A 19,913-nucleotide genomic window follows, 5' to 3' on the forward strand; every position below is an offset into this window, starting at 1 on the left:
GCTTCAGGCTCTCACTGGAGCACAGAGGCCGCATCATCGCTCTGTGCCTGGTAAACGGTCACGGTCGCGGCCACAGCATCGACTTCGATCGGACCCGCGATCCTCAGCCAGACCAGTTCGGGCAGGTTCTCGGAGCGATCGAGTCGGCCGACCGCCTCGGTGGGCCAGGGCAACGGCAGCTTCGGTAGATGGACGAGGGAGATCCCATCGATGAAGGAGAAACCCAGTCGGGGTTCCCACGGGCGAACCGAGTAGAGATTGGACAGCGAGACCACCACATCGGGCGTCCGCGGCCCCTCGCACAGCCATATGTCCGGTGTGTTGTCCTTGCGGTCCTCGTTGGACTCGTCCAACGAAACGCGCTCGATGAAGTAGCTGATGCAGGACTCCAGCGTCCGCGCCGCATTCGTGCATCGGTTCTTGAAGGCATCAGTCGCCTCGTGCTCGTCGGCCACGACACGAGACTACGGCGAGTGGAACGGTCCATGAGAGCGGCTTTGCTGACACCAATCAGTGGTGCACGCAGCTCCGTACGCGCTGGAGCACATGGACAAGTACGCGGACAGCGAACCGCAGGTTCGTGTAGTCCTGGCCCCCGCCGGGCCGGGTGGCGCCGGTGCCCGACCACCACAGCCAGACCGGCTTGTCGATCCCTCCGGAGGGCAGGTGCTCGACGGCCAGGCGGATGACGGTGCCCTCGATGAGGGGTCATGGCCCGTCGTGGTCGAGCCAGGCGGCCCGCCGGGTCAGCCTGGGGTGCGGCCGATCCCACGCTTGCGCGGTCGCCTTCCCGTAGAGGCGGGTGTCGGTGACCGTGACGGGCTGCTCGATCCCCCAGGTGACGCGCTCGCCGAAGACGAACTCGCCGCCGTGCTTGGGCGGTCGGACGCCCTTGGGATCGTAGGACCGTGGCGGTGTCGGGCGGCGCATCACGCGGTCGGAGCGGAGCCGACCGAGGATCTGCACCGGCAGGCCGGCCAGCAGGTGAGCGATCCGCAGGGCGTCGTATCCGGAGTCCAGCACGACCAGGATCCCGGGGAGTACATGATCACACCAACGCCGCACCGCTGTCGCACCGGACTTCAGCAGTCCGCCAGGGTCCAACTGCCCCCACCCGAGCGGACGCTAAAAAACAATCCCCGTACCTGTTCCTGAACCCCTGAGGGATACTGCGCACGTGGCTGAAGAGCGCGTGTTGCAGGACGATCCTCATCGCAGGGTGGTGCGCGTCGGCAACACGGTCCGACGGCCCGTACACCCGTGGACTCCGGCGATCCACGAGCTGCTTCGGTATCTGGAGGGTGTCGGCTTCCCTTACTCGCCACGGGTGCGGGGGCTCGATGAGCAAGGACGTGAGGTCCTCACCTATCTGGATGGTGAGTCAGGGCCGCAGGGCTGGGCCCAGGTGGTCGACGACACCGGCCTGATCACCTTCGCGCGCCTTCTGCGGCAATATCACGACGCGGTCGCCGGCTTTCGTTTGCGTGAAGGGCTGACCTGGTGCACCGAGAAGAGCGGGCCACGCGACGGCGAGGTGGTCTGTCACGGTGACTTCGGCCCGTGGAACATCGTCTGGCAACGGAAGGACCCCGTCGGCATCCTGGACTGGGACTATGCCCGGCCGGCGGACCGGCTGCACGACATCGCCTACGCGCTGGAGTACGTCGCCCCCTTCCGGGATGACGCCGAGTGCCTCCGCTGGCTGCGGTATCCCGAGCCACCCGACCGACGCCACCGCCTGGAGCTGTTCGCCGGCGCCTACGGCCTGACCTCCACCGACGGCCTGGCCGGCGCGGTCATCGACGTCCAGGAGACCGGAATCGAGCAGGTCCGCAGGCTCGCCGCGCGGGGACTTCAACCACAGGCCCGCTGGGTCGCCGACGGCTACCTCGACGACCTGGCTCAACGAGTCGCCTGGAGCCGGGCCAACCGTTACCTGTTCGAGTAAGTACCAGGTATTCGGCGCCTACCCGTCGTCCCGTGGTGCAGGTTGGATCCGGCCGCCGCCTTGTGCCTCATCCGCGTCCACCGGCTTCATGCCGAACGAGCCCGGTGAGCCAGCTCAGTTGGGCGCTGCCGCGCTCCCATAGAGGCCTCAAGCAGTAGTCGGCACACTCCTTCGGGCCGCTACGCGGAACCTGTCGCAGCCTCCAAGGCAAGGCCGGGGAGCCCCTGTTCCTTGCGCTCCTCCCCTTCGGCCAGACTGTGCACGCAAGCCCGTGACCAGGCGCTTCCCCGCAGCCGGCGCCCCAACTGTGATCGCGCTTCGCAACTTCGGGAAGCAAGGACGTGCATCGTTGGCCTCGTGTACGGTCACCGCGTGCCTGTTCGATCACATGGGGAAGAGGAAGCCGAGCGCGTCGCAGTGGCTTGGCGAGCTGTCACCGACTGGCTTGCCGAGCATGCCCCCACTTCGTACGCCTCCCTCCTGCCGCCCGCGACGGAAGAAGAGATCGCCACCGCCGACTCCCAGCTCAGGCAGCACCTCGGGTTCGGGCTGCCCGTGGAGCTGGGCGCGCTGTGGCGACTGTGCGGTGGTGTGGAGCACCAGGACATCGAGGCGGACGAGCAGGGCGAGATCTTCTCCGGGCAGTTCTTCCCGGACGGGCTGCTTCTCTCGCCGGCCAAGGCGTTGGGGCCGCGCCTTCCCGCGCCTGGGACGGAGGACTTCTGGGGCGCCGAGGTGGTTCCCTGGCTCACAGGGGACGACGAGGACGCACCACTGCAGGGCTTCTACATCGGCGCCCATGGTGTCGGGACGTGGTCCTTCCAGGACAACCCTGCCGGCACGCCTGATTACCCGTCGATGGCCGTCTATCTGGAGAGCGTTCACCGCACGCTGACCGTGGGGCCTGCGAACCTGATGGGCTCCGATGTACCCGGCGTCGTATGGGGCTGCCTGATCTGGGATCGCCCCGAGGGGTCCTGGCTGACGGATGCCGCCGAGCACTGGAGCCCGGTTCACCGACCAGAGCGGTCCCCAGGGTCGTCAATGGCGGCGCCGTCCCAAGGAGGAGGCCGGTAGCCGCTCCCGGCGGTGCCTCTCCCCGGCAGGGAGAGGCTGGGTTGTCCGGGGCCGAACATACTCGGAGCCATGAACGGAAAAACGCGGCTCGGGGAGTTCCTCCGGACACGGCGCTCCCAGCTGAGCCCCGACGACGCCGAGGTGCCCACCTACGGGGAGCGCCGCCGGGTGCCGGGGTTGCGGCGTGAGGAACTGGCGCTGCTGGCCGGGGTGAGTGCCTCGTACTATGCCCGGCTGGAACAGGGGCATTCGATGAACGCCTCGCCGGAGGTGCTGGACGCGATCGCCCGGGCTCTGCGGCTTGACGAGTCCGAGCGTCTGCACCTGCACGACCTGGCCCGGCCGGCCGGGCCTCGCGGCAGGGGCCGGCGGCCCGCGCCGGAGCGAGTGACGGGGGCGACCGGTCAGTTGCTGAACGCACTGGCCGACGTGCCCGCGATCGTGGTCGGCCGGCGCTCGGACGTCCTCGCGTGGAACCGGCTCGGCCACGCGCTGTTCGCCGGACATCTGGACCCCGGCGCCCCCGGCCTGCCGGACCGGCGGCCCAACATGGCCAGGCTCGTCTTCCTCGACGCCCATACCCGTGAGCTCTACGCGGACTGGCCGAGCAAGGCGCGGGCGGTGGTGGGGAATCTGCGGATGGTCGCGGGCCGGTACCCGGAGGACTCCGCGCTGCACACGCTGGTGGGTGAGTTGAGCGCGAAGAGCGAGAACTTCGCCTCGATGTGGGCCGACCACCGCGTCAAGCCCTGCGATGTCGCCGACTACGAGCTGCGGCACCCGCTCGTGGGAACACTGACTGTCACCCAGCAGACCCTCGGCCTCGGTCCCGGCCCGAACATCGTGGTCGCCACCACCGTGGCCGACTCCCCCTCAGCTACGGCCCTGGCCCTGCTCGCGCAGGCGGCCGCCGAGGTCACGGCCGAGGCCACCGCTCCCGCCACCCCCTCGCGACCGAACACCCACGTCAGCGACAGCTGACCCGATCGCCCAAGCCCCGCCCCGTCCGGGGCGGGAGCCGCCCAACACCCCTCATGCGTCGGCGTACCGCTGCCGCATGCCCGAAAACAGCGAAGGCATCATGCTGAAGAACCTCTCCACCGCCGCGGTCACCACCTCGATCGCCCTCGCCTTCGTGGCGAGCGTTCCGGCTCCCACGTCGGCCCTCGCCGCCCCGGCGACGACCACCTCCGCCGCCAACTCCCCCGCCACACTGGACAACGCACGGATCGCCGCACACTTCGACCTCGCCCAGGGCCGGATGCCGGAGAACATCGCCCTGTCCCCCGGCGGTACCGCGTACGTCACCTTCGCCGCCGCCCGCCAGATCGCCCGGGTCACCCCCGGCGGCGCCACCCGGATCCTGGCCACACTGCCCGCGCCGGCCGACGGCGGTGTCCACACGCCGGTCCTGGGCTTCGCCCTGACCACCGGTATCGTCCGGGCCCACGACGGCACCCTGTACGTCCTGTACGCCACCGGTACCGACGACCTCACGGGCCTGTGGCGCCTGCGCCCCGGGGGCGAACCGCAGCGCATCGCCGCGCTGCCCGCCACCGGCCTCCCCAACGGTCTGGCCCTCGACCCCCGTACCCGGACCCTCTACATGACGGACTCCGTCCTCGGCACCATCTGGAGCGTTCCCACCAGCGGCGGCACCCCCACCGCGTGGTCCACCGCCCCCGAACTGGCCTCGGGCGGATTCCTCGGCGCCAACGGCCTCAAGCTCCACGGCGGCGCGGTCTGGGCCACCAACCTCGACAAGGGCACCCTCCTGCGCATCCCCGTCCTCCCCGGCGGACGCGCCGGTCGCGTACAGACCCGCGCCACCGGCCTGACCGGCATCGACGACTTCGCCTTCACCGGCCGTGGCGACCGCGTCCTGGCCACCCTCAACGGTCCCAACGAGGTGGCGCTCGTCCAGCCGGGTGGCGGCCACGCCACGGTCCTGACCGCCGCCGACGGGCTCCAGAACCCCACATCCGTCGCGCTCCACGGCAACACCGTGTACGTCCTGAGCGCCGCCTACACCACTGCCGTGGACCCCAACCTCGTACTCGCCCGTCTCAACTGCTGATGTGGGCGACGGCTCGGCCGAGTTGACCGTCTCCTCCGGGAGTACGGGTCACCGGAGGAGGCAGAAGTGACGATGAGTGCCTTGCCGGGGCGGGCGGTTCAGCGTTTGATGCGTCCGCGGATGGCGAGGACTCCGAGGGCGAGGGGGGTGGGTTCGAGGAGTCGGGAGGTCATCGCGATGTAGGTGCCGGCGGTGGTCAGGTTCTGTGCGGAGGATGGGAAGCCGACCGAGTTGACGGCGATACGGGTGGCCTTCTCCGCCGCCCGGTCCCAGGTCACGCGCTTCGACCAACTGCCGTGCGGGTCAGGGTCGGGGGGGGCCGCCTACAGGCCGCACTCCACCTCGCCGCCATCCACATCTGGACAGCTGCTTGACCACCGAAGCACCTCCCCCGCGAGGATGGCCACATGGACGATCTTGTGGAGTTCCTCGTCGCGCGCATCATGGAAGACAACCACGCCTACGCCTACGTGGCCGGCACCATGGGTGGCGAGGCTCTTCTCGACAGCCATCTCCCCATGCTCGACCTGATTGAGCAACTGGCGAACGACTACACGGCCCTGGATGCCCCGGACTCCCGCTCGGACGGTCTGGCATACGCGCTGCGAGTCCTTGGCCAGTCATACGCCAAGCACCCCGCCTACCAGCAGGAATGGCGCCCATAGCCTTCGAACACGCCCTGCACCGAGCCGATCCGAACCCGGTCCTCGCTCACGGCCGTGGCGCCGCTGAAGGGGGCGGGGTGGGCGACGACGGCGACGAGAGCGGTAAGAGACCGCGTGACTGAGGTCAACGTTCGCACATGCCGGGGCAGCCGACCGGGTCGACGGCCGGGTCCTCGTCGTGCCCGCACTGGGCCAGGGGGCGGCGAGGATGGGTTGGTCCACCGCTGCTGCGCCAAGACCGTCTCCGCTGAGTTCCGCACCCATACGCCTTTGAGGTTGGGCTTGGCCTAGCGACTTGGCCAAAAGGCTGACAGGATGGGGACATGGACACCGCCAAGCTCGAACTCGCAGCCCACCGCTACCGCGAGGCCGAAGCCGCGCTGGACGCTGCCCGGACCGACCTTCGCGCCGAAGCCGTCGCCGCGATGCGTCAAAACCCCAAGCGCGGCGACCAAGCGGAAGTCGCCCGTATCACGGGATGGACACGCGAGCAGATCAGGCTCCTCATGAAGGCGGACCAGGACGGCTGACCGCACCGCTCTCTGGTGACGCGTCGGAGTCATATCCGTCCCGTCCCGACAGCACCGGACCGCCGGGCGGCACGAACGTGTCACTTCGAGCGGCGTACCGAGCCTCCGAACTCCGGCCTGCTGAAGTCCGGGCTGGCAATGGTGCGTCGGGCCATTCGGGGCGGACCGAGACTGTCAAGTGGCTGTCATGACGATGAGGACAACGCCACGGAAGTCAGAGGTCGCAGCCGGGGAGGCGACGCGGTGTCAGCTCGTTGTGCCATGCGAGGAACTGCTGCGCGCCTGCCTACCGGCAGCCGCCTGACCTCACGGCCAAGCCCCCCGAAATGATCAGTAGGGCACCATGGGCGCCCGATATCGGTGTCGGTGTCGGTGAGAGAGGCGCCACTTGAGTAGGTTGCTGGATGCTTGCGAGACGACGGTCTCCCCGAGTTATCGCCTGTTCGGGCTGGTCGACACGACCATGGGGGCTGAGACGTTCGATGATGATGCGGACAGATCGAAGTGGCTGCTTCCGGGGCCGGGCCTGGTGTATCTACAGGTGCCCTCTCAGGTGACCACGACGGCGATACGTCTGGAGTCGTGGACCACCGCACTGGCTCCGCCGCCCGGTCAGTGGGCGGGGCATGAGGAGCTCCAGGTGGACCTTCCCGAAGGCGAGCTTGGTCTGCAGACCGTCGACGGCGGGCTCAGCGAGATTCCGCTGGTGTTGCCGTCGCCGGGCACGCACCGGATGCGGTGGCAGTGGGTGTTCAACCCGGAAACTGGTCCTTTCGCTTCCCCTCTGCAGGATTGTTCCGACGTCCTGCCTACGCCTGCCGGCCATGAAGCCGCTCTGGGCGGGAAGGACCAGTTTTGTCTGGTGCAGATCTGGCGGACCACCGCCGCTTGAACCGCGTTGAAGGGACCGCAGGGCCGCCCCCGAATGGGGACGGCCCACGCTTCTGATTTACCGGAGCATCACTGCCGGAGCGTCAGCCCCCGGCGCCCCAGCGGCGGGCAAGGACTGCGACGAATACCCGTTTCACTCATCCGCCGAAAGCGCTGCCCGCTACCGGTTAGAGGGCAGCGGCGACGAGTTCAAGGACGACTTCGCCGTCCGCTCGCCGCCCTCCACGCTGTTTCCTGCACGGCGACCTCCGCCCGCCCAAACCCAACCACCAGTTGCCCCGCGAGAACATTGCTCCGCGAACGCACCCACCTCGCGTTGCGCGCCTTGGACGGGAGGTAGCGCAGGGGCGTCTGCGAGGGGGGGCGGCACGCCCGGAACGGTGGTCACCAGGTACCCCAGTCCATCCACCACAGAAGGGGCATCTCCTCGGACACGTCCTCGCCGGAGGCGAGCGAAGACGAAGATCAAAACGGAACCGACAGCCCGGCCTTGCGCAGCTGGGACAGAGCTGTGGACATGCATTGCCCCACAGTCCTCCCATCAGCACGCATGGCATGGTCCAAGGGACCCCCACTGGCGGCGAACGTCCAAGCCGGCGCGTTGTCAGCCACCCTCTCGGCATCCACCCTGATCATGGCATTCACGCCCTGCTCCCCCAGCCACTCCAGGATGAGGAGCGTCGCGTCCTCGATACCACCGTCCTGGTCGATCTTTGGCCAGCGGCCCCGGTTTCCTGTCATTGCCCGGACTCTACCGAGAGGTTCGAAGCGGGCGGCGTCCAGCGGTCTGGCAAGGAAGTTCAGTGCCTGGTCTCCGTTCTGGCAAAGAGTTCGGCGCACTCGCCGGCGAAGGAACAGAGCTGGTCCACGACCTGCCGGTACTCGTGCGGATCCCGCGCCATGTTCGGCGTGGCATCGGTCCACAGCTGCCACAGGCCACCGGCGGCAAGGTATGGGGACGCTCGCTCGGACCCAAGGACGGCATCAAGGTGGAGCAGCGTGCTGAGGGCAAAGGTCTGGTCGTAGGCGAGGTCGGGTTGAGGCAAGTAGCGATCAAGGTATCCGCAGAGCAGATCGGCGTCCGCGCTCGTGCCGAAGGTGGCAAGCGTGATGCAGTGGGCCCCGCCGTAGGGGCCTCCGGTGGCCAGCAGTAGTTCGCCGATGCGGCCCCGGAACTCGGTCCTCCCGGCTACAGCAACCAGCCAGGAGGCAGTCTTACGCTCTCGCCAACCACCTTCGAAAAGGATGCTGAGCTCAGCGGAAGTGATCTCCCCGGCAGCCTGGACCAGTTCCCTCACGAACAGGTCGCGCTCAGGCCCGTTCAACCGCAGCGAGCTTCCACCCAGCCGCAGGTACCGCCGACCGGGCGTGACGAACCTTCGGACCAGGTCCATGAGCTCGGGGTCGGTGTGGGCGTAGCGCATGGTGCATCTTTATCCCGGCGAAAACCCAACTGCCAGCTGTTTGGTTCAGAGAAGCAGGCGTCTTCGTGGATTCGGGCAATTCCGTAGGCGCGGGCACACGGGCCGACGGAGAGTTCGGCCGTCTGGATGACGCCATCGTCGTGGAGGTCGCGCGGTAGCTGCGCATGCCTGGTTGAAGTTGGGCTCGATCAGCGCGGCGGTCGGCCCGACGGTTGTGATCCGGCCCTCGGGGTAGGTGGGCGGGCTCGTTGTCGACCGCGCCGTCAAGCGGTCGGCCGGCACGCCGGGAGATCACATCACCGAGACCGAGTGGGCATGAACACTCTGGGCTACGGCCTCCGCGGGAGGCGTCATCTGCTGGTCCAGCCTGACGCGCCGTCGGTCTGTTGAACCGATGCCCGCCGATTCAGGCAGGCCCCGGCCAATCGACCGGCGCGCCACGCGCGACGGTCGGTGATACTTACGTCAGCGACCTCGGACCGGTTCAAGAAACTCAAGCCGGTTGCCAAGCTTGTCGAACGTGTAGAACCGATCGTGCCCAGGGAAGCTGTCATCCCAGGTGACACTCAGTCCGTTGTCCTGCAACCGCTCGGCGAGCGCGTGGAGCGAGGTCACAAGGATCCCCGGATGCGCTTTCCTGCTCGGACGAAAGTCCTCTTCAACTCCCAAGTGGACCTCCAGGTCGCCACCCCGGAACCAGCACCCACCGCGAGCCGCAAGCTCCTGCGGCTTCTTGAGCTCTCTCATGCCGAGAACGCGTCCCCAAAAATCGCGGCAGAGTTCCTCAGCCCCTGGTGGGATCGCCAACTGCACGTGATGCAGGCCGCCCAAGGCGTATCCGAGCGTTCCCTGAGTCACATCGTCTCCCCTGCTATGAAACCCTGAGGCCACGGTATTGAGAGTCGGCTGGTCCTGCACGCGTACTCCTGGATGTCGTTGCCGTGAGAGGCGCGGCTGGGGCCCGGCACGCGTCCCGTCGGCGGCCGGCTGCACACCCCGTACGACAGGCGAACCACCCCCCCAGCGGCTACTCGTCGCCGCACAGCGTCGTGCAGCGGCACAGTTTACGAGGTCGAACCCCGCGATCACATCGGTGCGCCACAGCTCCCGCAGCAAGATGCAACGTGCAGTCAGTGTTCACCAAAGGCTCGCGACGGCGTCATTCGCACGTATTGGTGGACCTTTGTGATCGAGTGCGCGTCCTGATCGAAATCAGCGCAACAGGGGGGTTTCCCCTGCTTCCTCTCTTGACCCCGAGGTACCAATGAGATTGATGGTCTTGAACCATCGGCGTACGGGACCATGGCTGCTCGTGCTCGCCACAGCGACCGCAATGGCCTCCGCACCTGCCGTGGCGTACGCGGACAGCGGCCCAGTCGGGCCGGTCGTCGTTGCTCCGGCCAACATCGATCCGGTCACCGGTGTGCCCGTGACCGGTGCTGGGACCGCCGTTGCGCCCGTCACCGGTGCGCCGCACACCGGTGCGCCCGTCACCGGCGGAATCCCCTTGACCAACACGTCCGAGAGGATCGGCCCGGGCATCGACCTCCAGCACGTGAAGGCCCTTGACCAGAAGGGCTGGTACGACGCGCAGTTCCTGACCGTCGACCTGTCCAAGCGCGCGGTCGGCACGGATCTGCTGACCTCCGGCCCCGTCGCGTCCGGCGGGCCACTGAGCGAGGCCGCCAACAAGGCCGGTGCCGTCGCGGGCGTCAACGGCGAGTTCTTCGACATCGGCAACTCCAACGCGGCGCTCGGCGGCGAGGTCCAGAGCGGAAAGCTGATCAAGTCCGCCGACATCAGCGGCCGTCAGCACGTGGGCGTCACCAAGGACGGCGTCGCCCGGCTCGTGGACCTCTCTGTCGACGCGAACGCCAACTTCGCGGGTGCGGACCACAAGGTGCTGTCCCTCAACGCCGCGAACGGCGCCGGGGTCCCCGCGGACGGTCTGATCGCGTTCACCTCGGCGTGGGGCGACTACAGCCGCAACCGCGGCCTGACGGGCGTGGCCGCCGACCAGATCGCCGAGGTGCTGGTCAAGAACGGCTCGGTCGTGTCGGTCACGCCGAACGGTCCCGCGGGCTCGGGGACGATCGCGGACGACAGCTTCGTGCTTGTCGGGCGCGGCGCCTCGGCGACCGCGCTGCGCGCGCTGGAGCCCGGCGACCCGGTGAAGCTCGACTACGATCTCGCCGACAGCGCAGCCAGGACGTTGAAGTTCGCGCTCGGCCACGGCGGCACCATCGTCTCCGGTGGCAAGGTCGTCAGCGGTCTGGACACCTCGGTCGCCCCGCGCACCGCGCTCGGTTTCAAGAACGGCGGCAAGACGCTCGTTCTGGCCACCTGGGACGGCCCGGGCGGCACCGGCAAGGGCGGCGTCGGGATCGACAAGGAGGCGCGTGACCTCGTCGCGATGGGCGTGGAGACCGCGGTCAACCTCGACGGTGGCGGCTCCACGACGATGGTCGCCCGCGCGCTCGGCGGGGACGCCGCGACCGTCCGCAACGTCCCGTCCGACGGTCAGGAGCGCAACGACCCGAACGGCGTGGGGGTGTTCGTCTCGAAGGGGGACGGCAAGCTGGACCAGCTCCTCGTCAGGCCCGCGCCGGGTGCGGCGTCGGCCGACGGTGGCGTGAAGGTCTTTCCGGGACTGCACCGCCGCCTTGTCGCGGAGGGCGTCGACAACCACGAGACGCCGGTGTCGGTCGACCCGAAGTCCGTGCGGTGGACCGCGAGCGGAGCACCCGTCAAGGGCGGCATGCTCACGGCCCCGGCCCATGCGGATCGCACGATCACGGTCCGTGCGCATGTGCGTAACGACAAGGCGGAGGAGAAGGTCTCCGTCCTCGGCGCGGTCAACAGCGTGGAGATGTCGTCCCAGCGCCTGTCGATCGCCGACGCGACGCCCGACAACGCTGTCAGCGTCTCCGTGACCGGCCGCGACGCCCAGGGCTACACGGCTCCGATCGACCCGCAGGACCTCGTCCTCGACTACGACCACAGCGTCCTCGACATCAAGTCCGTGGACGGCAAGCTGAAGATCACCCCGCTCACCGACGCGGGCACGGTCCTCAAGGTCTCGGTCGGCGGCAAGTCGGTCCAGCTCCCGGTCACGGTCGGCGTGCAGACGAAGACGGTCTACGACTTCGACGACGATGTGCTCGCCCACTGGGTCAACAACAGCACGGCGGCCACGACGTTCTCGGCGGACCCCGACGGTCTGCGGATCGACTTCAACGCGATGCGCAACGTGGGCATCGCGGCGAAGTCGGCGGCCGGACGCATCACCGTGCCCGGCCAACCGCTTCGCCTGCGGGTGCGGCTCAAGTCGAGCATCAGCGTGCCGAACGGTCTCACCTACATCAGCTACGTCGACGCGGACGGCAAGAGCAACGGCTCGTACGGCACCGGTCTGATCGCGAGCGACGACTGGCAGAACGCGTCGTTCACGCTGCCCGCGAACACGAAGTTCCCGATCGCGGTCTCGGGCTTCCAGGGCATCAACACCAGCGCCGCGCAACAGAAGGCGGGCACGTTCGTCCTTGACCGCGTCGAGGCCGACGTCCCGACGTCGATCGACCAGCCCGACCAGCCCGACCAGCCCGGCCCGCGGCCCGACCCGCTCGTCTCCGACGACGGCTCGCTGCCCCAGGGCCACGACACGTGGAAGTTCGCCACGCTGTCGGACGTGCAGTTCACCGCCGACAACCCGGCGTTGACCGAGGTCGCGACGGCCGCCATCCAGCGGATCCGCAAGACCAATCCGGACTTGGTCGTCCTCAACGGTGACATCACCGACCGCGGGCTGCCGCAGGACCTCTCCCTCGCCCGCAAGGTACTCACCGACGCCGGGTGCGACCTCGTACCGGTCGGCCAGGAGCCGGCGGCGAACAGCACGCCGAACCCGAAGTCCGGCTCGGTCCCCTGCTATTACGTACCGGGCAACCACGAGTCCTACGGCCTCAACAACGTCCAGCAGGACCTGACGAACTTCACCGAGGAGTTCGGCCGGCCGTACCGGACGTTCGACCACAAGGGCACGCGGTTCATCCTGCTCGCCAGCTCCGTCGGGTCGCTGCGCGGGACGGCGTGGGACCAGCTCCCGATGTTCCAGAAGGCACTCGCCGACGCGAAGAACGACCGCTCGGTGCACAACGTCATGGTGTTCGCCCACCACCCGGTGGACGACCCCGCCGAGACGAAGTCCAGCCAGCTCGGCGACCGCGACGAGGCCGCGCTCGTCGAGCAGATGCTCACGGACTTCCGCGGCTCCACGGGCAAGGGCGCGGCGATGGCCGGATCCCACGCCCAGATCGCCGACGTCCACCGCCTTGAGGGCGTCCCGTACACGGTGCTGCCGTCGTCGGGCAAGGACCCGTATGGCACGCCGGACCGCGGTGGCTTCACGGGGTGGGTCAACTGGTCCGTCGACGCCGACCGAAGCGCGAACCAGCAGTGGCTCGAGGCCGATGTGCGCGCCTTCGCGCAGTCCATCACGCTCAACACCCCGGCTTCGGTGAAGGCCGGCAGGACCGCGCAGCTCTCGGGCAGCATCGTGCAGCCGCAGGGCGTGGGGACGGGCAGCCGTGTGGTGCCGCTGCGATACCCGATGTCGGTCCACTGGAGCGGCTCGTCCAACCTGGTGATCGGCAGCGGGAAGCAGGCCATCGACCGGGCCCGCGACAAGGGCAAGGTCGCGATCCTCGACCCGCAGACCCGGACGCTCACCGCGCTGCGCCGTGGCACGGTGACCGTGTCGGTGACGAACGACTCGATGCGTGCCTACACCGACGACAGCTCGCTCGCGCCGATCACGACCTCGAAGACCATCGAGGTCCTGCCGGCCTCGTCCGGGTGACCGTAACCACCATGGGCACGCAGCGGTCGCGGATCGGTTCCTGAGCGGTCCGGTCCGCCGCGCACAGCGGCCCGGACGGGGGCGAGCACGTACGTGCTCGCCCCCGTCGTGATCCAGCTCGCGGTGCGCCCGAGGGGCGGGGGGCAGGGTGGTGCCGTTGCCGAACGCGGGAATGGTGTCGGCTCCGGCTCCGAACGTTTCCGGGCCGGCCAACGGGCCTGTCAGGCAAGCCTGATGACGTTCCACGACATCGGTTCCAGCATGGCGTGGAGCGTGCCGTCGGACAGTGTCGTCCCCTTTCCTTCATGTGGTACGACCCGCTCGGGATCGGCCAGCGTGTTGGTTGCCTCCGGGTCCGCGTCGGCCAGCACGCTGTGTCCGAGGACCCGGCCGGCCGCCACCCCCCGCAGACCGACCTCAAGCGGCAGCGTGTTCTCCAGGCTCCGGTTGACGGCGAAGACCGTCACCGTGCCGGTCTCTTCGTCCACCGTCGCCGTGGCGTGGAGCAGGGGCACCGTGCCGTAGCGGGCTGTCTCGTGCGTCGGGCCGGTGACATTGACCTGGAGCACCCGTCCGCGCCCGTACCGGGAGGCCTGCGCGAAGGGATAGAACGTGGTCTGCTTCCAGGCCGGGCCACCCGGCTCCGTCATGATCGGGGCGATCACATTGACCAGTTGGGCGAGGCAGGCGATTCTCACCCGGTCGGCGTGCCGCAGCAGCGCGATGAGCAGCGAGCCGAAGACGACGGCGTCGGTGACCGTGTAGTTGTCCTCCAGCAGCCTGGGCGCCTCGGCCCAGTCGGGGGACGGCTGCTCGTGGTGGCGGGTCTGGTACCAGACGTTCCATTCGTCGAAGGAGAGACCGATCCGCTTCTTCGACCTGAGCCGGGCGCCGATGTGGTCGCAGGTGGCCACGACGCTCTCGATGAACGACTCCATGTCGACGGCGGACGCGAGGAACGAGTCGCGGTCGCCGTCGTGCTCCTGGTAATAGGCGTGCAGCGAGATGTGGTCGACGAGGTCGTACGTCTGCGTCAGGACGGTGGCCTCCCACTCGGCAAAGGTGGGCATGGACCGGCCGGAGCTGCCGCAGGCGACGAGTTCGGCACCGGGTTCGATCTGCCGCATCGCGCGTGCGGTCTCGGCGGCCAGCCGCCCGTACTCCTCGGCCGTCTTGTGGCCGGTCTGCCAGGGGCCGTCCAGCTCGTTGCCCAGGCACCACAGCCGGATGCCGTACGGGTCCTTGGCACCGTGCGCGACGCGGCGGTCGGACAGCGCGGTGCCGCCGGGGTGGTTGGCGTACTCCTGCAGTTCGAGGGCTTCCGCGACTCCGCGCGTCCCCAGATTGAGCGCCATCATGGGTTCGCCGCCGGCCTTCGTGACGAAGTCGATGAACTCGCCGAGGCCGAAGCAGTTGGTCTCGGTCGACCGCCAGGCGAGATCGAGGCGGCGTGGCCGGTCCTCCACCGGGCCGACGCCGTCCTCCCACTTGTAGCCGGAGACGAAGTTGCCGCCGGGGTAGCGGATCGCGGTGACCCCCAGTTCGCGGACGAGGCCGAGGACATCCTGCCGCAGTCCGGCCTCATCGGCGGCGGGGTGTCCCGGTTCGAAGATTCCGGTGTAGACACAGCGGCCGAGGTGCTCGACGAACGATCCGAACAGGCGTGGATCCACCTTCCCGACGCCGAAGGCAGGGTCGAGGGTGAAGCGGGCGGGGGCGTCGTTGCCTGTCATGCGTACCTTTCGGGAGAGGAGGCTCCGGCGGCGAGAAGACTCGGCAAGCGGGCTCACTGGCCGGCGAGGCCCGTGTGGGCGACACCGCGCACGATCTGCCGCTGGAACAGGGCGAAGACGACGAGCAGCGGCAGTCCTCCGAGGATGACCGAGGCCATCATCTGGGCGTAGCGGACGCCGTAGCTGGACTGCACGTTGACGAGTCCGACGGGGAGTGTCATGCCGTTGGGGTCGGTGGTGACGAGGAACGGCCAGAGGAAGTTGTTCCAGGTCTGGATGAAGGTGAAGATCGCCACTGCGGCGAGGACAGGGCGGGAGAGCGGCATGACGATCTGCCAGAACACCCGCCAGCGGCCCGCGCCGTCCACATAGGCCGCCTCCTCCAGTTCGCGAGGCACCCCCTCGAAGAACTTGACCAGAATGAAGACCATGGCGGGCACGGCGATCTGAGGCAGGATCACGCCCCAGTAGGTGTCGACCAGACCGAGCGAGACCATCTCGGCGAACAGGGGGGCCATCAGCACCTGCGGCGGCACCATGATCCCGGCGAGGACGAGCCCGTACAGCAGCCTGCGGCCACGGAACTCGGTACGAGAGAAGCCGTAAGCGGCCATGGCGCACAGCAGCACGGTCAGCACGGTGGTCATCACCGAGATGTAGGCCGTATTGAACAGCCAGCGGCCCAGGTCGCCCGATTCCCACACCTTCTCGTACGCGTCGAAGGTGATCTCCGAGCCGATCCATCTGAGCGGCGTCCGGGCCGTCTCGGCCTCCGGCTTGAGCGAGGTGGCCAGCGCCCAGGCGAGTGGCAGCACCCACAGCAGGACAAGCGCGAGTGCGCAGACAAGCATGGTGATCCGGCCGGGTGTCCAGCGCGGGCGACGGCTTTCCGAGACGGTACTCACTTCGCGGCCTCCTCACGGGAGCGGCGGGTGAGCCGCAGGTGGATCAGCGAGACGGTCACGATCAGGGCGAAGAAGATGTACGAGACAGCTGACGCGTAGCCGATCCGGTAGTTGGTGAAGCCGGCCTGGTAGACGTACTGGAGGATCGGGCGTGTGGAGTCGTCGGGGCCGCCGCCGGTCATGATGTAGATCTGGTCGAAGATCTTCAGCGAGGCGAGCAGTTGGAGCACGACCACCACACCGGTGGTGCGGCGCAGCAGAGGCAGGGTGATGTGCCACAGGCGGTGTCGTGCTCCGGCGCCGTCGATCTCGGCCGCCTCGTAGAGGTGCTGGGGAATGGACTGGAGCGCGGCAAGGTAAAGCAGGAAGTTGAAGCCGACGGTCCACCAGATGGTGGTGATGACGATGGAGATCATCGCGTAACGGGTGTCGGTGAGCCAGCCGATGCCGGGGTCGAGGCCCACAGCGGCGAGCAGTTGGTCGGCGAATCCGAAGTCGGAGGGGTAGATGACCCACAGCCACATCAGGCAGACGACGCCGGACGGGAGCACGAAGGGCGCGAACCAGCTGAGGCGCCACAGCCAGCTGACCACCCGCAGATGGTGGGCGAGGAGGGCGAGCACCAGGCCGATGACGACCAGGGGCACGGTGCTGAGAAGGGTGAACCAGACGGTGTTCCACAGCGAGGACCAGACAGCGGGATCTCCCAGCGCCTCGGCATAGTTGTCGAAGCCGATGAAGTCGGAGCGGGTGCCGGCGACGTCGTCGTTGCCGAGGCTCATTTTGACGCCCCACAGCAGCGGCCAGACCAGGAAGAACGCGTAGACGATCAGGAACGGCAGGATGAAGATCAGCCCGTGCTCGGTCCAGCGGCGCCGGACGGTTCTCACCGGGGCGGGCCAGGCGGCCGCAGGCGTCGTCGCGGCGTCGGCGGCGGGAGCGGTCGTGGTCATACGGCGGCTCCGAAGGGGGGCGGGGTGTCGATCAGTCTCCGGAGCCGTTTCCTGGTCTCGGCGAGTGCGTTCTCGGGCGTTCGTGACCCGGTGAGCACCCCGGAGAAGACGGCCCCGAGTTCGAGCTCCAGCGCGGAGGCGGAGCCGGAGAACCAGGCTTCGGGGTCGAGGGCGACATCGTCGATGACGGACCGGTACGCGGACTGCGGCTGGAGCGCCAGATAATCGGGCTCCTCAAGGGCGGGCAGATAGGCGGGTACGTGTCCGCCCTTTGCCCAGTCGACGCTGTGTCTGAGCATCCAGGCGACGAAGGCGTGGGCTGCCGCGTTGCTCGCTCCCCCACGACCGCTCTGGTGCGGCAGTACAAAGGTGTGGGAATCGGCAAAGACGCTGGCGCGGCCGAAGAGATTGGGTATCCGGCTCATGGAGAAGGGGAGCCCGGTGGTCTTGAATGTGCTGACCTCCCACTCGCCGTTGATGAGGAAACCGGTCCTGCCGGCGCTGAACACACCGATCCCGCCGTTGTAGTTGACTCGGCGCACCGCCAGGCCGTCGGCCGTCAACGCCCGCATGTAGGTGAGGACTTCGAGCGCCTTGGTGTCGTCGATGGTGATCCGGTCGGCATCGGGAGACAGAACCGTCCCGCCGGTCTGCGAGTAGAAGGTCGCGAACAGCCGCCAGGGCCCGATGGTGTCGCTGCCGAGTGTCTCGGTGACCAGACCCGGCTGCCCGGTGACCTTCTTGGCGGCACGCAGGGCATCGGTGAATTCCTTCACCCCCTGGATGGGTTTGAGCTTTCCGTCGCTGTCGAGGAGTCCGGCCTTCTCGCAGATTTCGGTGTTGTGGTAGAGCACCATTGGGTGGGTGTCGAGCGGGACGGCGTACTGCCTGCCGTCGACCGTGCCACGCCGCCAGAGATCCTCGGGGAAGTCCTCGGCCGAGATGCCGTGGTCGGCGAGCATGCCGAGGTCGAACGGGTCGAGCAGCCGTCGGGGCGCGAAGCCGGGCAGCCGGGCCAAGTGCAGTACGGCCACCTCGGGCGCGCGCCCGCCGGCGCCCGCCATGCCAAGCTTGGTGTAGTACGGCGGGCCCCACTGGAGAGTGGACGCCTCAAGTTCGATCCCGGGGTGGGACGTGCTGTAGGCGTCCAGCATCGCCTGCATGTTGACGCCGTCGCCACCGCCGAAGAGGTGCCAGTACCGCAGCCGGGTGCCCCCGGCTCCGGCACCTGTGGGAGCGGCACAGCCAAAGGCTCCGACACCCAGGCTCCCTGCCGCGGCAAGGGCGCCGAGTCCGGTGAGGACGCTTCTGCGGCCCGGTGAGGTCTGTTGCATCGAGGCCCATTTCTGTGTCTTCACGGTTCCGGGACATCGAGCGGCATGCGTCATCCCTGCGCATGACGTTCGATATTTCGAATAGCGCTCGTAACTTCGAACGGGAACATAGGGTTGAGCACCGTAGCCGTCAACGCTTCGCGCAGAGTTGGGATCAACCGGCCCACGGTGGCCGACGCGGCTTCACCGGACCACCTCCTTTGGCACAACTTCCTTACGAAGGAGCCTTGTTCGCGGCACAAGGGCCCGCTTGGGATGCGGCCGGTGTTCCGGGCCGACTGGTCGAGCGCGGTGGTGTGGTTCAGCGCGTCCGAGGTTCCTCATGATCCGCGAGTCGGGCGTCGGCCCGGCCGTCGAGCCGGCGGGAGAGGGAGTCGGCGCTGCCTCGATCGAGGGAGGGAAGAGCCACTGAGGCACGCCGAACGCCTATGACACGGCACCGCGCGGTGACGCAGGGGCTTCTTCCGGATACTCCGGTCCGCTGCCGCAAGCCGCAAGTCCGTATTGCAGTAGGCTTAAAAATCAACCTGTCAGAAGAAACCGGTTTCGGAGGAATCGGATGCTCGTGGACTCTTTGACGATCGATTCCGTGCCGCAGGACGAGGTAACGGTGTCGACGTACCGATCCGCTGATCTCGGTCCTGTCCACATCGGCGAGGTGACGTTCCAGGACGAGCTGCGGCTCAAGTGTGAGGACATCGGCACCGGATTCTATGTGCAACTGCCGATTCTGGGACGGTTCGAATCGCGGCATCGCGGTGCGCACACTCAGGTGAGCCGCACCTCATCGGCGGTGTACCAGCCTGGTGCCGGGTCGTTCTTCGGCCGCTGGCCGGCGGGTTACCGAGCGTTGTGTATCCGCATCGACGCGCCGGCGCTGGAGACCGCTCTGGCCAGACTCATCGGCGACCGCGTGTCGAGCCGAGCCAGCTTCAGCCCGGTCATGGACACCGCCGATGGCTACGGTCGCGGCTGGGCCGACCTGCTCTTCTCGGTCAACCGACAGCTCGCGAGCGCTCCGGACGATCTGCTGGCTCAGCCGCTGGTCGCGGGCCCGCTGGCGGAGAGCCTGGTCAACGGCTTCCTGCTTGCGGCGACCCACTCGCACACGGAGGCGCTCACCGCGCCAGTGGCGGCGGCGCGGCCGACAGCGGTCCGCACCGCGATCGACGTCATCGAGGCGGACGCGGGGAAGCCGCTGACGATGTCGGTTCTCGCCGAGCGCTGCGGCGTCAGCGCGCGCACCCTGCAGAAGGCGTTCCGGCAGCACCTGGGCATGTCGCCGATGGAGTACCTGCGCGATGTCCGCCTGCGCCGGGCGCACGAAGAACTCCGCAGCGCCGACCCATATGTCGACTCGGTGGCCTCGATCGCCCGTAGTTGGGGCTTCGCGCACCCGGGCAGATTCGCCGCCGCGCACGAGGAGAAATTTGGAATAAAGCCGCTGCGTACGCTTCGTGGATAATCGAATTCGCATTCCGTACTTTTCTTTTGCGCGCCGCGGTGCGGCCCGTAGAG

18 protein-coding genes and 1 pseudogene are annotated in these 19,913 nt (G+C 68.1%); 9 read left to right on the forward strand and 10 right to left on the reverse strand.

What is annotated here, in order from left to right; translation table 11 throughout:
- Positions 1-11: 11 nt before the first annotated feature.
- Positions 12-455, reverse strand: coding sequence for a hypothetical protein (locus IEY79_RS27390; protein WP_189110289.1), 444 nt, complete (start codon positions 453-455; stop codon positions 12-14).
- A 151-nt stretch (positions 456-606) separates the two neighbouring features.
- Positions 607-1,038 (reverse strand): annotated as a pseudogene (locus IEY79_RS27395) (transposase); the annotation flags it as partial.
- A 139-nt stretch (positions 1,039-1,177) separates the two neighbouring features.
- Between IEY79_RS27395 and IEY79_RS27400 the strand changes: the two are divergent.
- From IEY79_RS27400 to IEY79_RS27415, 4 genes are all read left to right on the forward strand, one after another.
- Positions 1,178-1,948, forward strand: a complete 771-nt coding sequence (locus IEY79_RS27400; protein WP_229701173.1) for an aminoglycoside phosphotransferase family protein — start codon at positions 1,178-1,180, stop codon at positions 1,946-1,948.
- Positions 1,949-2,365: 417 nt separating this feature from the next.
- Entirely contained in the window at positions 2,366-3,025 is a 660-nt protein-coding gene (locus tag IEY79_RS27405) for an SMI1/KNR4 family protein (protein ID WP_229701174.1), read from the forward strand.
- Between the two features lie 69 nt (positions 3,026-3,094).
- Positions 3,095-4,006, forward strand: coding sequence for a helix-turn-helix domain-containing protein (locus IEY79_RS27410; RefSeq protein ID WP_189110291.1), 912 nt, complete (start codon positions 3,095-3,097; stop codon positions 4,004-4,006).
- A gap of 100 nt (positions 4,007-4,106) precedes the next feature.
- A complete protein-coding gene (locus IEY79_RS27415) occupies positions 4,107-5,102 on the forward strand; it encodes an SMP-30/gluconolactonase/LRE family protein (protein WP_189110353.1) in 996 nt (331 codons plus the stop codon).
- Between the two features lie 98 nt (positions 5,103-5,200).
- Here IEY79_RS27415 and IEY79_RS27420 read toward each other — a convergent pair whose 3' ends face one another.
- A complete protein-coding gene (locus tag IEY79_RS27420) occupies positions 5,201-5,380 on the reverse strand; it encodes a hypothetical protein (protein WP_189110292.1) in 180 nt (59 codons plus the stop codon).
- Positions 5,381-5,509: 129 nt separating this feature from the next.
- Between IEY79_RS27420 and IEY79_RS27425 the strand changes: the two genes are divergently transcribed.
- From IEY79_RS27425 to IEY79_RS27435, 3 genes are all read left to right on the forward strand, one after another.
- Complete coding sequence (locus IEY79_RS27425) at positions 5,510-5,767, forward strand: DUF6221 family protein (RefSeq protein ID WP_189110293.1); 258 nt, start codon at positions 5,510-5,512, stop codon at positions 5,765-5,767.
- A gap of 323 nt (positions 5,768-6,090) precedes the next feature.
- A complete protein-coding gene (locus IEY79_RS27430; RefSeq protein ID WP_189110294.1) occupies positions 6,091-6,297 on the forward strand; it encodes a hypothetical protein in 207 nt (68 codons plus the stop codon).
- 388 nt (positions 6,298-6,685) lie between these two features.
- Positions 6,686-7,189: a hypothetical protein gene (locus IEY79_RS27435; RefSeq protein WP_189110295.1), complete on the forward strand. Its 504-nt coding sequence runs from the start codon at positions 6,686-6,688 to the stop codon at positions 7,187-7,189.
- 464 nt (positions 7,190-7,653) lie between these two features.
- Here the strand turns inward: IEY79_RS27435 and IEY79_RS27440 are convergent, their stop codons facing one another.
- From IEY79_RS27440 to IEY79_RS27450, 3 genes are all read right to left on the reverse strand, one after another.
- Positions 7,654-7,929 carry a hypothetical protein gene (locus IEY79_RS27440; protein WP_189110296.1) on the reverse strand — a complete coding sequence of 92 codons (276 nt, stop codon included), beginning with the start codon at positions 7,927-7,929 and terminating at the stop codon, positions 7,654-7,656.
- A 59-nt stretch (positions 7,930-7,988) separates the two neighbouring features.
- The gene (locus IEY79_RS27445) at positions 7,989-8,612 is read right to left on the reverse strand and encodes a DUF6000 family protein (protein ID WP_189110297.1); all 624 of its coding nucleotides are present in this window, start codon (positions 8,610-8,612) and stop codon (positions 7,989-7,991) included.
- Positions 8,613-9,077: 465 nt separating this feature from the next.
- Positions 9,078-9,443 (reverse strand): VOC family protein, encoded by a 366-nt coding sequence (locus IEY79_RS27450; RefSeq protein ID WP_229701183.1) that lies wholly within the window; start codon positions 9,441-9,443, stop codon positions 9,078-9,080.
- A gap of 502 nt (positions 9,444-9,945) precedes the next feature.
- Here IEY79_RS27450 and IEY79_RS27455 point away from each other — a divergent pair.
- Entirely contained in the window at positions 9,946-13,470 is a 3,525-nt protein-coding gene (locus IEY79_RS27455; protein ID WP_189110298.1) for a phosphodiester glycosidase family protein, read from the forward strand.
- A 221-nt stretch (positions 13,471-13,691) separates the two neighbouring features.
- Here the strand turns inward: IEY79_RS27455 and arfA are convergent, their stop codons facing one another.
- The 4 genes from arfA to IEY79_RS27475 are packed head-to-tail and all read right to left on the reverse strand — an operon-like array spanning position 13,692 to position 18,395.
- Positions 13,692-15,203, reverse strand: coding sequence for an arabinosylfuranosidase ArfA (gene arfA / locus IEY79_RS27460; RefSeq protein ID WP_189110299.1), 1,512 nt, complete (start codon positions 15,201-15,203; stop codon positions 13,692-13,694).
- A 53-nt stretch (positions 15,204-15,256) separates the two neighbouring features.
- Entirely contained in the window at positions 15,257-16,054 is a 798-nt protein-coding gene (locus IEY79_RS27465; RefSeq protein ID WP_189110355.1) for a carbohydrate ABC transporter permease, read from the reverse strand.
- Between the two features lie 50 nt (positions 16,055-16,104).
- Positions 16,105-17,061, reverse strand: a complete 957-nt coding sequence (locus IEY79_RS27470; protein ID WP_189110300.1) for a carbohydrate ABC transporter permease — start codon at positions 17,059-17,061, stop codon at positions 16,105-16,107.
- On the reverse strand, positions 17,058-18,395 hold the full coding sequence (locus IEY79_RS27475; protein ID WP_189110301.1) for an extracellular solute-binding protein: 1,338 nt from the start codon (positions 18,393-18,395) through the stop codon (positions 17,058-17,060). The genes IEY79_RS27470 and IEY79_RS27475 overlap by 4 nt, the downstream gene beginning before the upstream one ends.
- 589 nt (positions 18,396-18,984) lie before the next feature.
- Here IEY79_RS27475 and IEY79_RS27480 point away from each other — a divergent pair.
- On the forward strand, positions 18,985-19,860 hold the full coding sequence (locus IEY79_RS27480; RefSeq protein WP_189110302.1) for an AraC family transcriptional regulator: 876 nt from the start codon (positions 18,985-18,987) through the stop codon (positions 19,858-19,860).
- Positions 19,861-19,913: the final 53 nt, after the last annotated feature.

The organism is Streptomyces camponoticapitis (genome assembly GCF_014646115.1).
GTDB lineage: Bacteria > Actinomycetota > Actinomycetes > Streptomycetales > Streptomycetaceae > Streptomyces > Streptomyces camponoticapitis.

What these genes read in the sequence shown, in the direction of transcription:
- IEY79_RS27410 (WP_189110291.1), top strand. Translation starts at nt 3,095, where the DNA reads ATGAACGGAAAAACGCGGCTCGGGGAGTTCCTCCGGACACGGCGCTCC.
- IEY79_RS27415 (WP_189110353.1), top strand. Translation starts at nt 4,107, where the DNA reads ATGCTGAAGAACCTCTCCACCGCCGCGGTCACCACCTCGATCGCCCTC.
- IEY79_RS27425 (WP_189110293.1), top strand. Translation starts at nt 5,510, where the DNA reads ATGGACGATCTTGTGGAGTTCCTCGTCGCGCGCATCATGGAAGACAAC.
- IEY79_RS27430 (WP_189110294.1), top strand. Translation starts at nt 6,091, where the DNA reads ATGGACACCGCCAAGCTCGAACTCGCAGCCCACCGCTACCGCGAGGCC.
- IEY79_RS27440 (WP_189110296.1), bottom strand. Translation starts at nt 7,929, where the DNA reads ATGACAGGAAACCGGGGCCGCTGGCCAAAGATCGACCAGGACGGTGGT.
- IEY79_RS27445 (WP_189110297.1), bottom strand. Translation starts at nt 8,612, where the DNA reads ATGCGCTACGCCCACACCGACCCCGAGCTCATGGACCTGGTCCGAAGG.
- IEY79_RS27455 (WP_189110298.1), top strand. Translation starts at nt 9,946, where the DNA reads ATGGCCTCCGCACCTGCCGTGGCGTACGCGGACAGCGGCCCAGTCGGG.
- arfA (WP_189110299.1), bottom strand. Translation starts at nt 15,203, where the DNA reads ATGACAGGCAACGACGCCCCCGCCCGCTTCACCCTCGACCCTGCCTTC.
- IEY79_RS27465 (WP_189110355.1), bottom strand. Translation starts at nt 16,054, where the DNA reads ATGCTTGTCTGCGCACTCGCGCTTGTCCTGCTGTGGGTGCTGCCACTC.
- IEY79_RS27470 (WP_189110300.1), bottom strand. Translation starts at nt 17,061, where the DNA reads ATGACCACGACCGCTCCCGCCGCCGACGCCGCGACGACGCCTGCGGCC.
- IEY79_RS27475 (WP_189110301.1), bottom strand. Translation starts at nt 18,395, where the DNA reads ATGCAACAGACCTCACCGGGCCGCAGAAGCGTCCTCACCGGACTCGGC.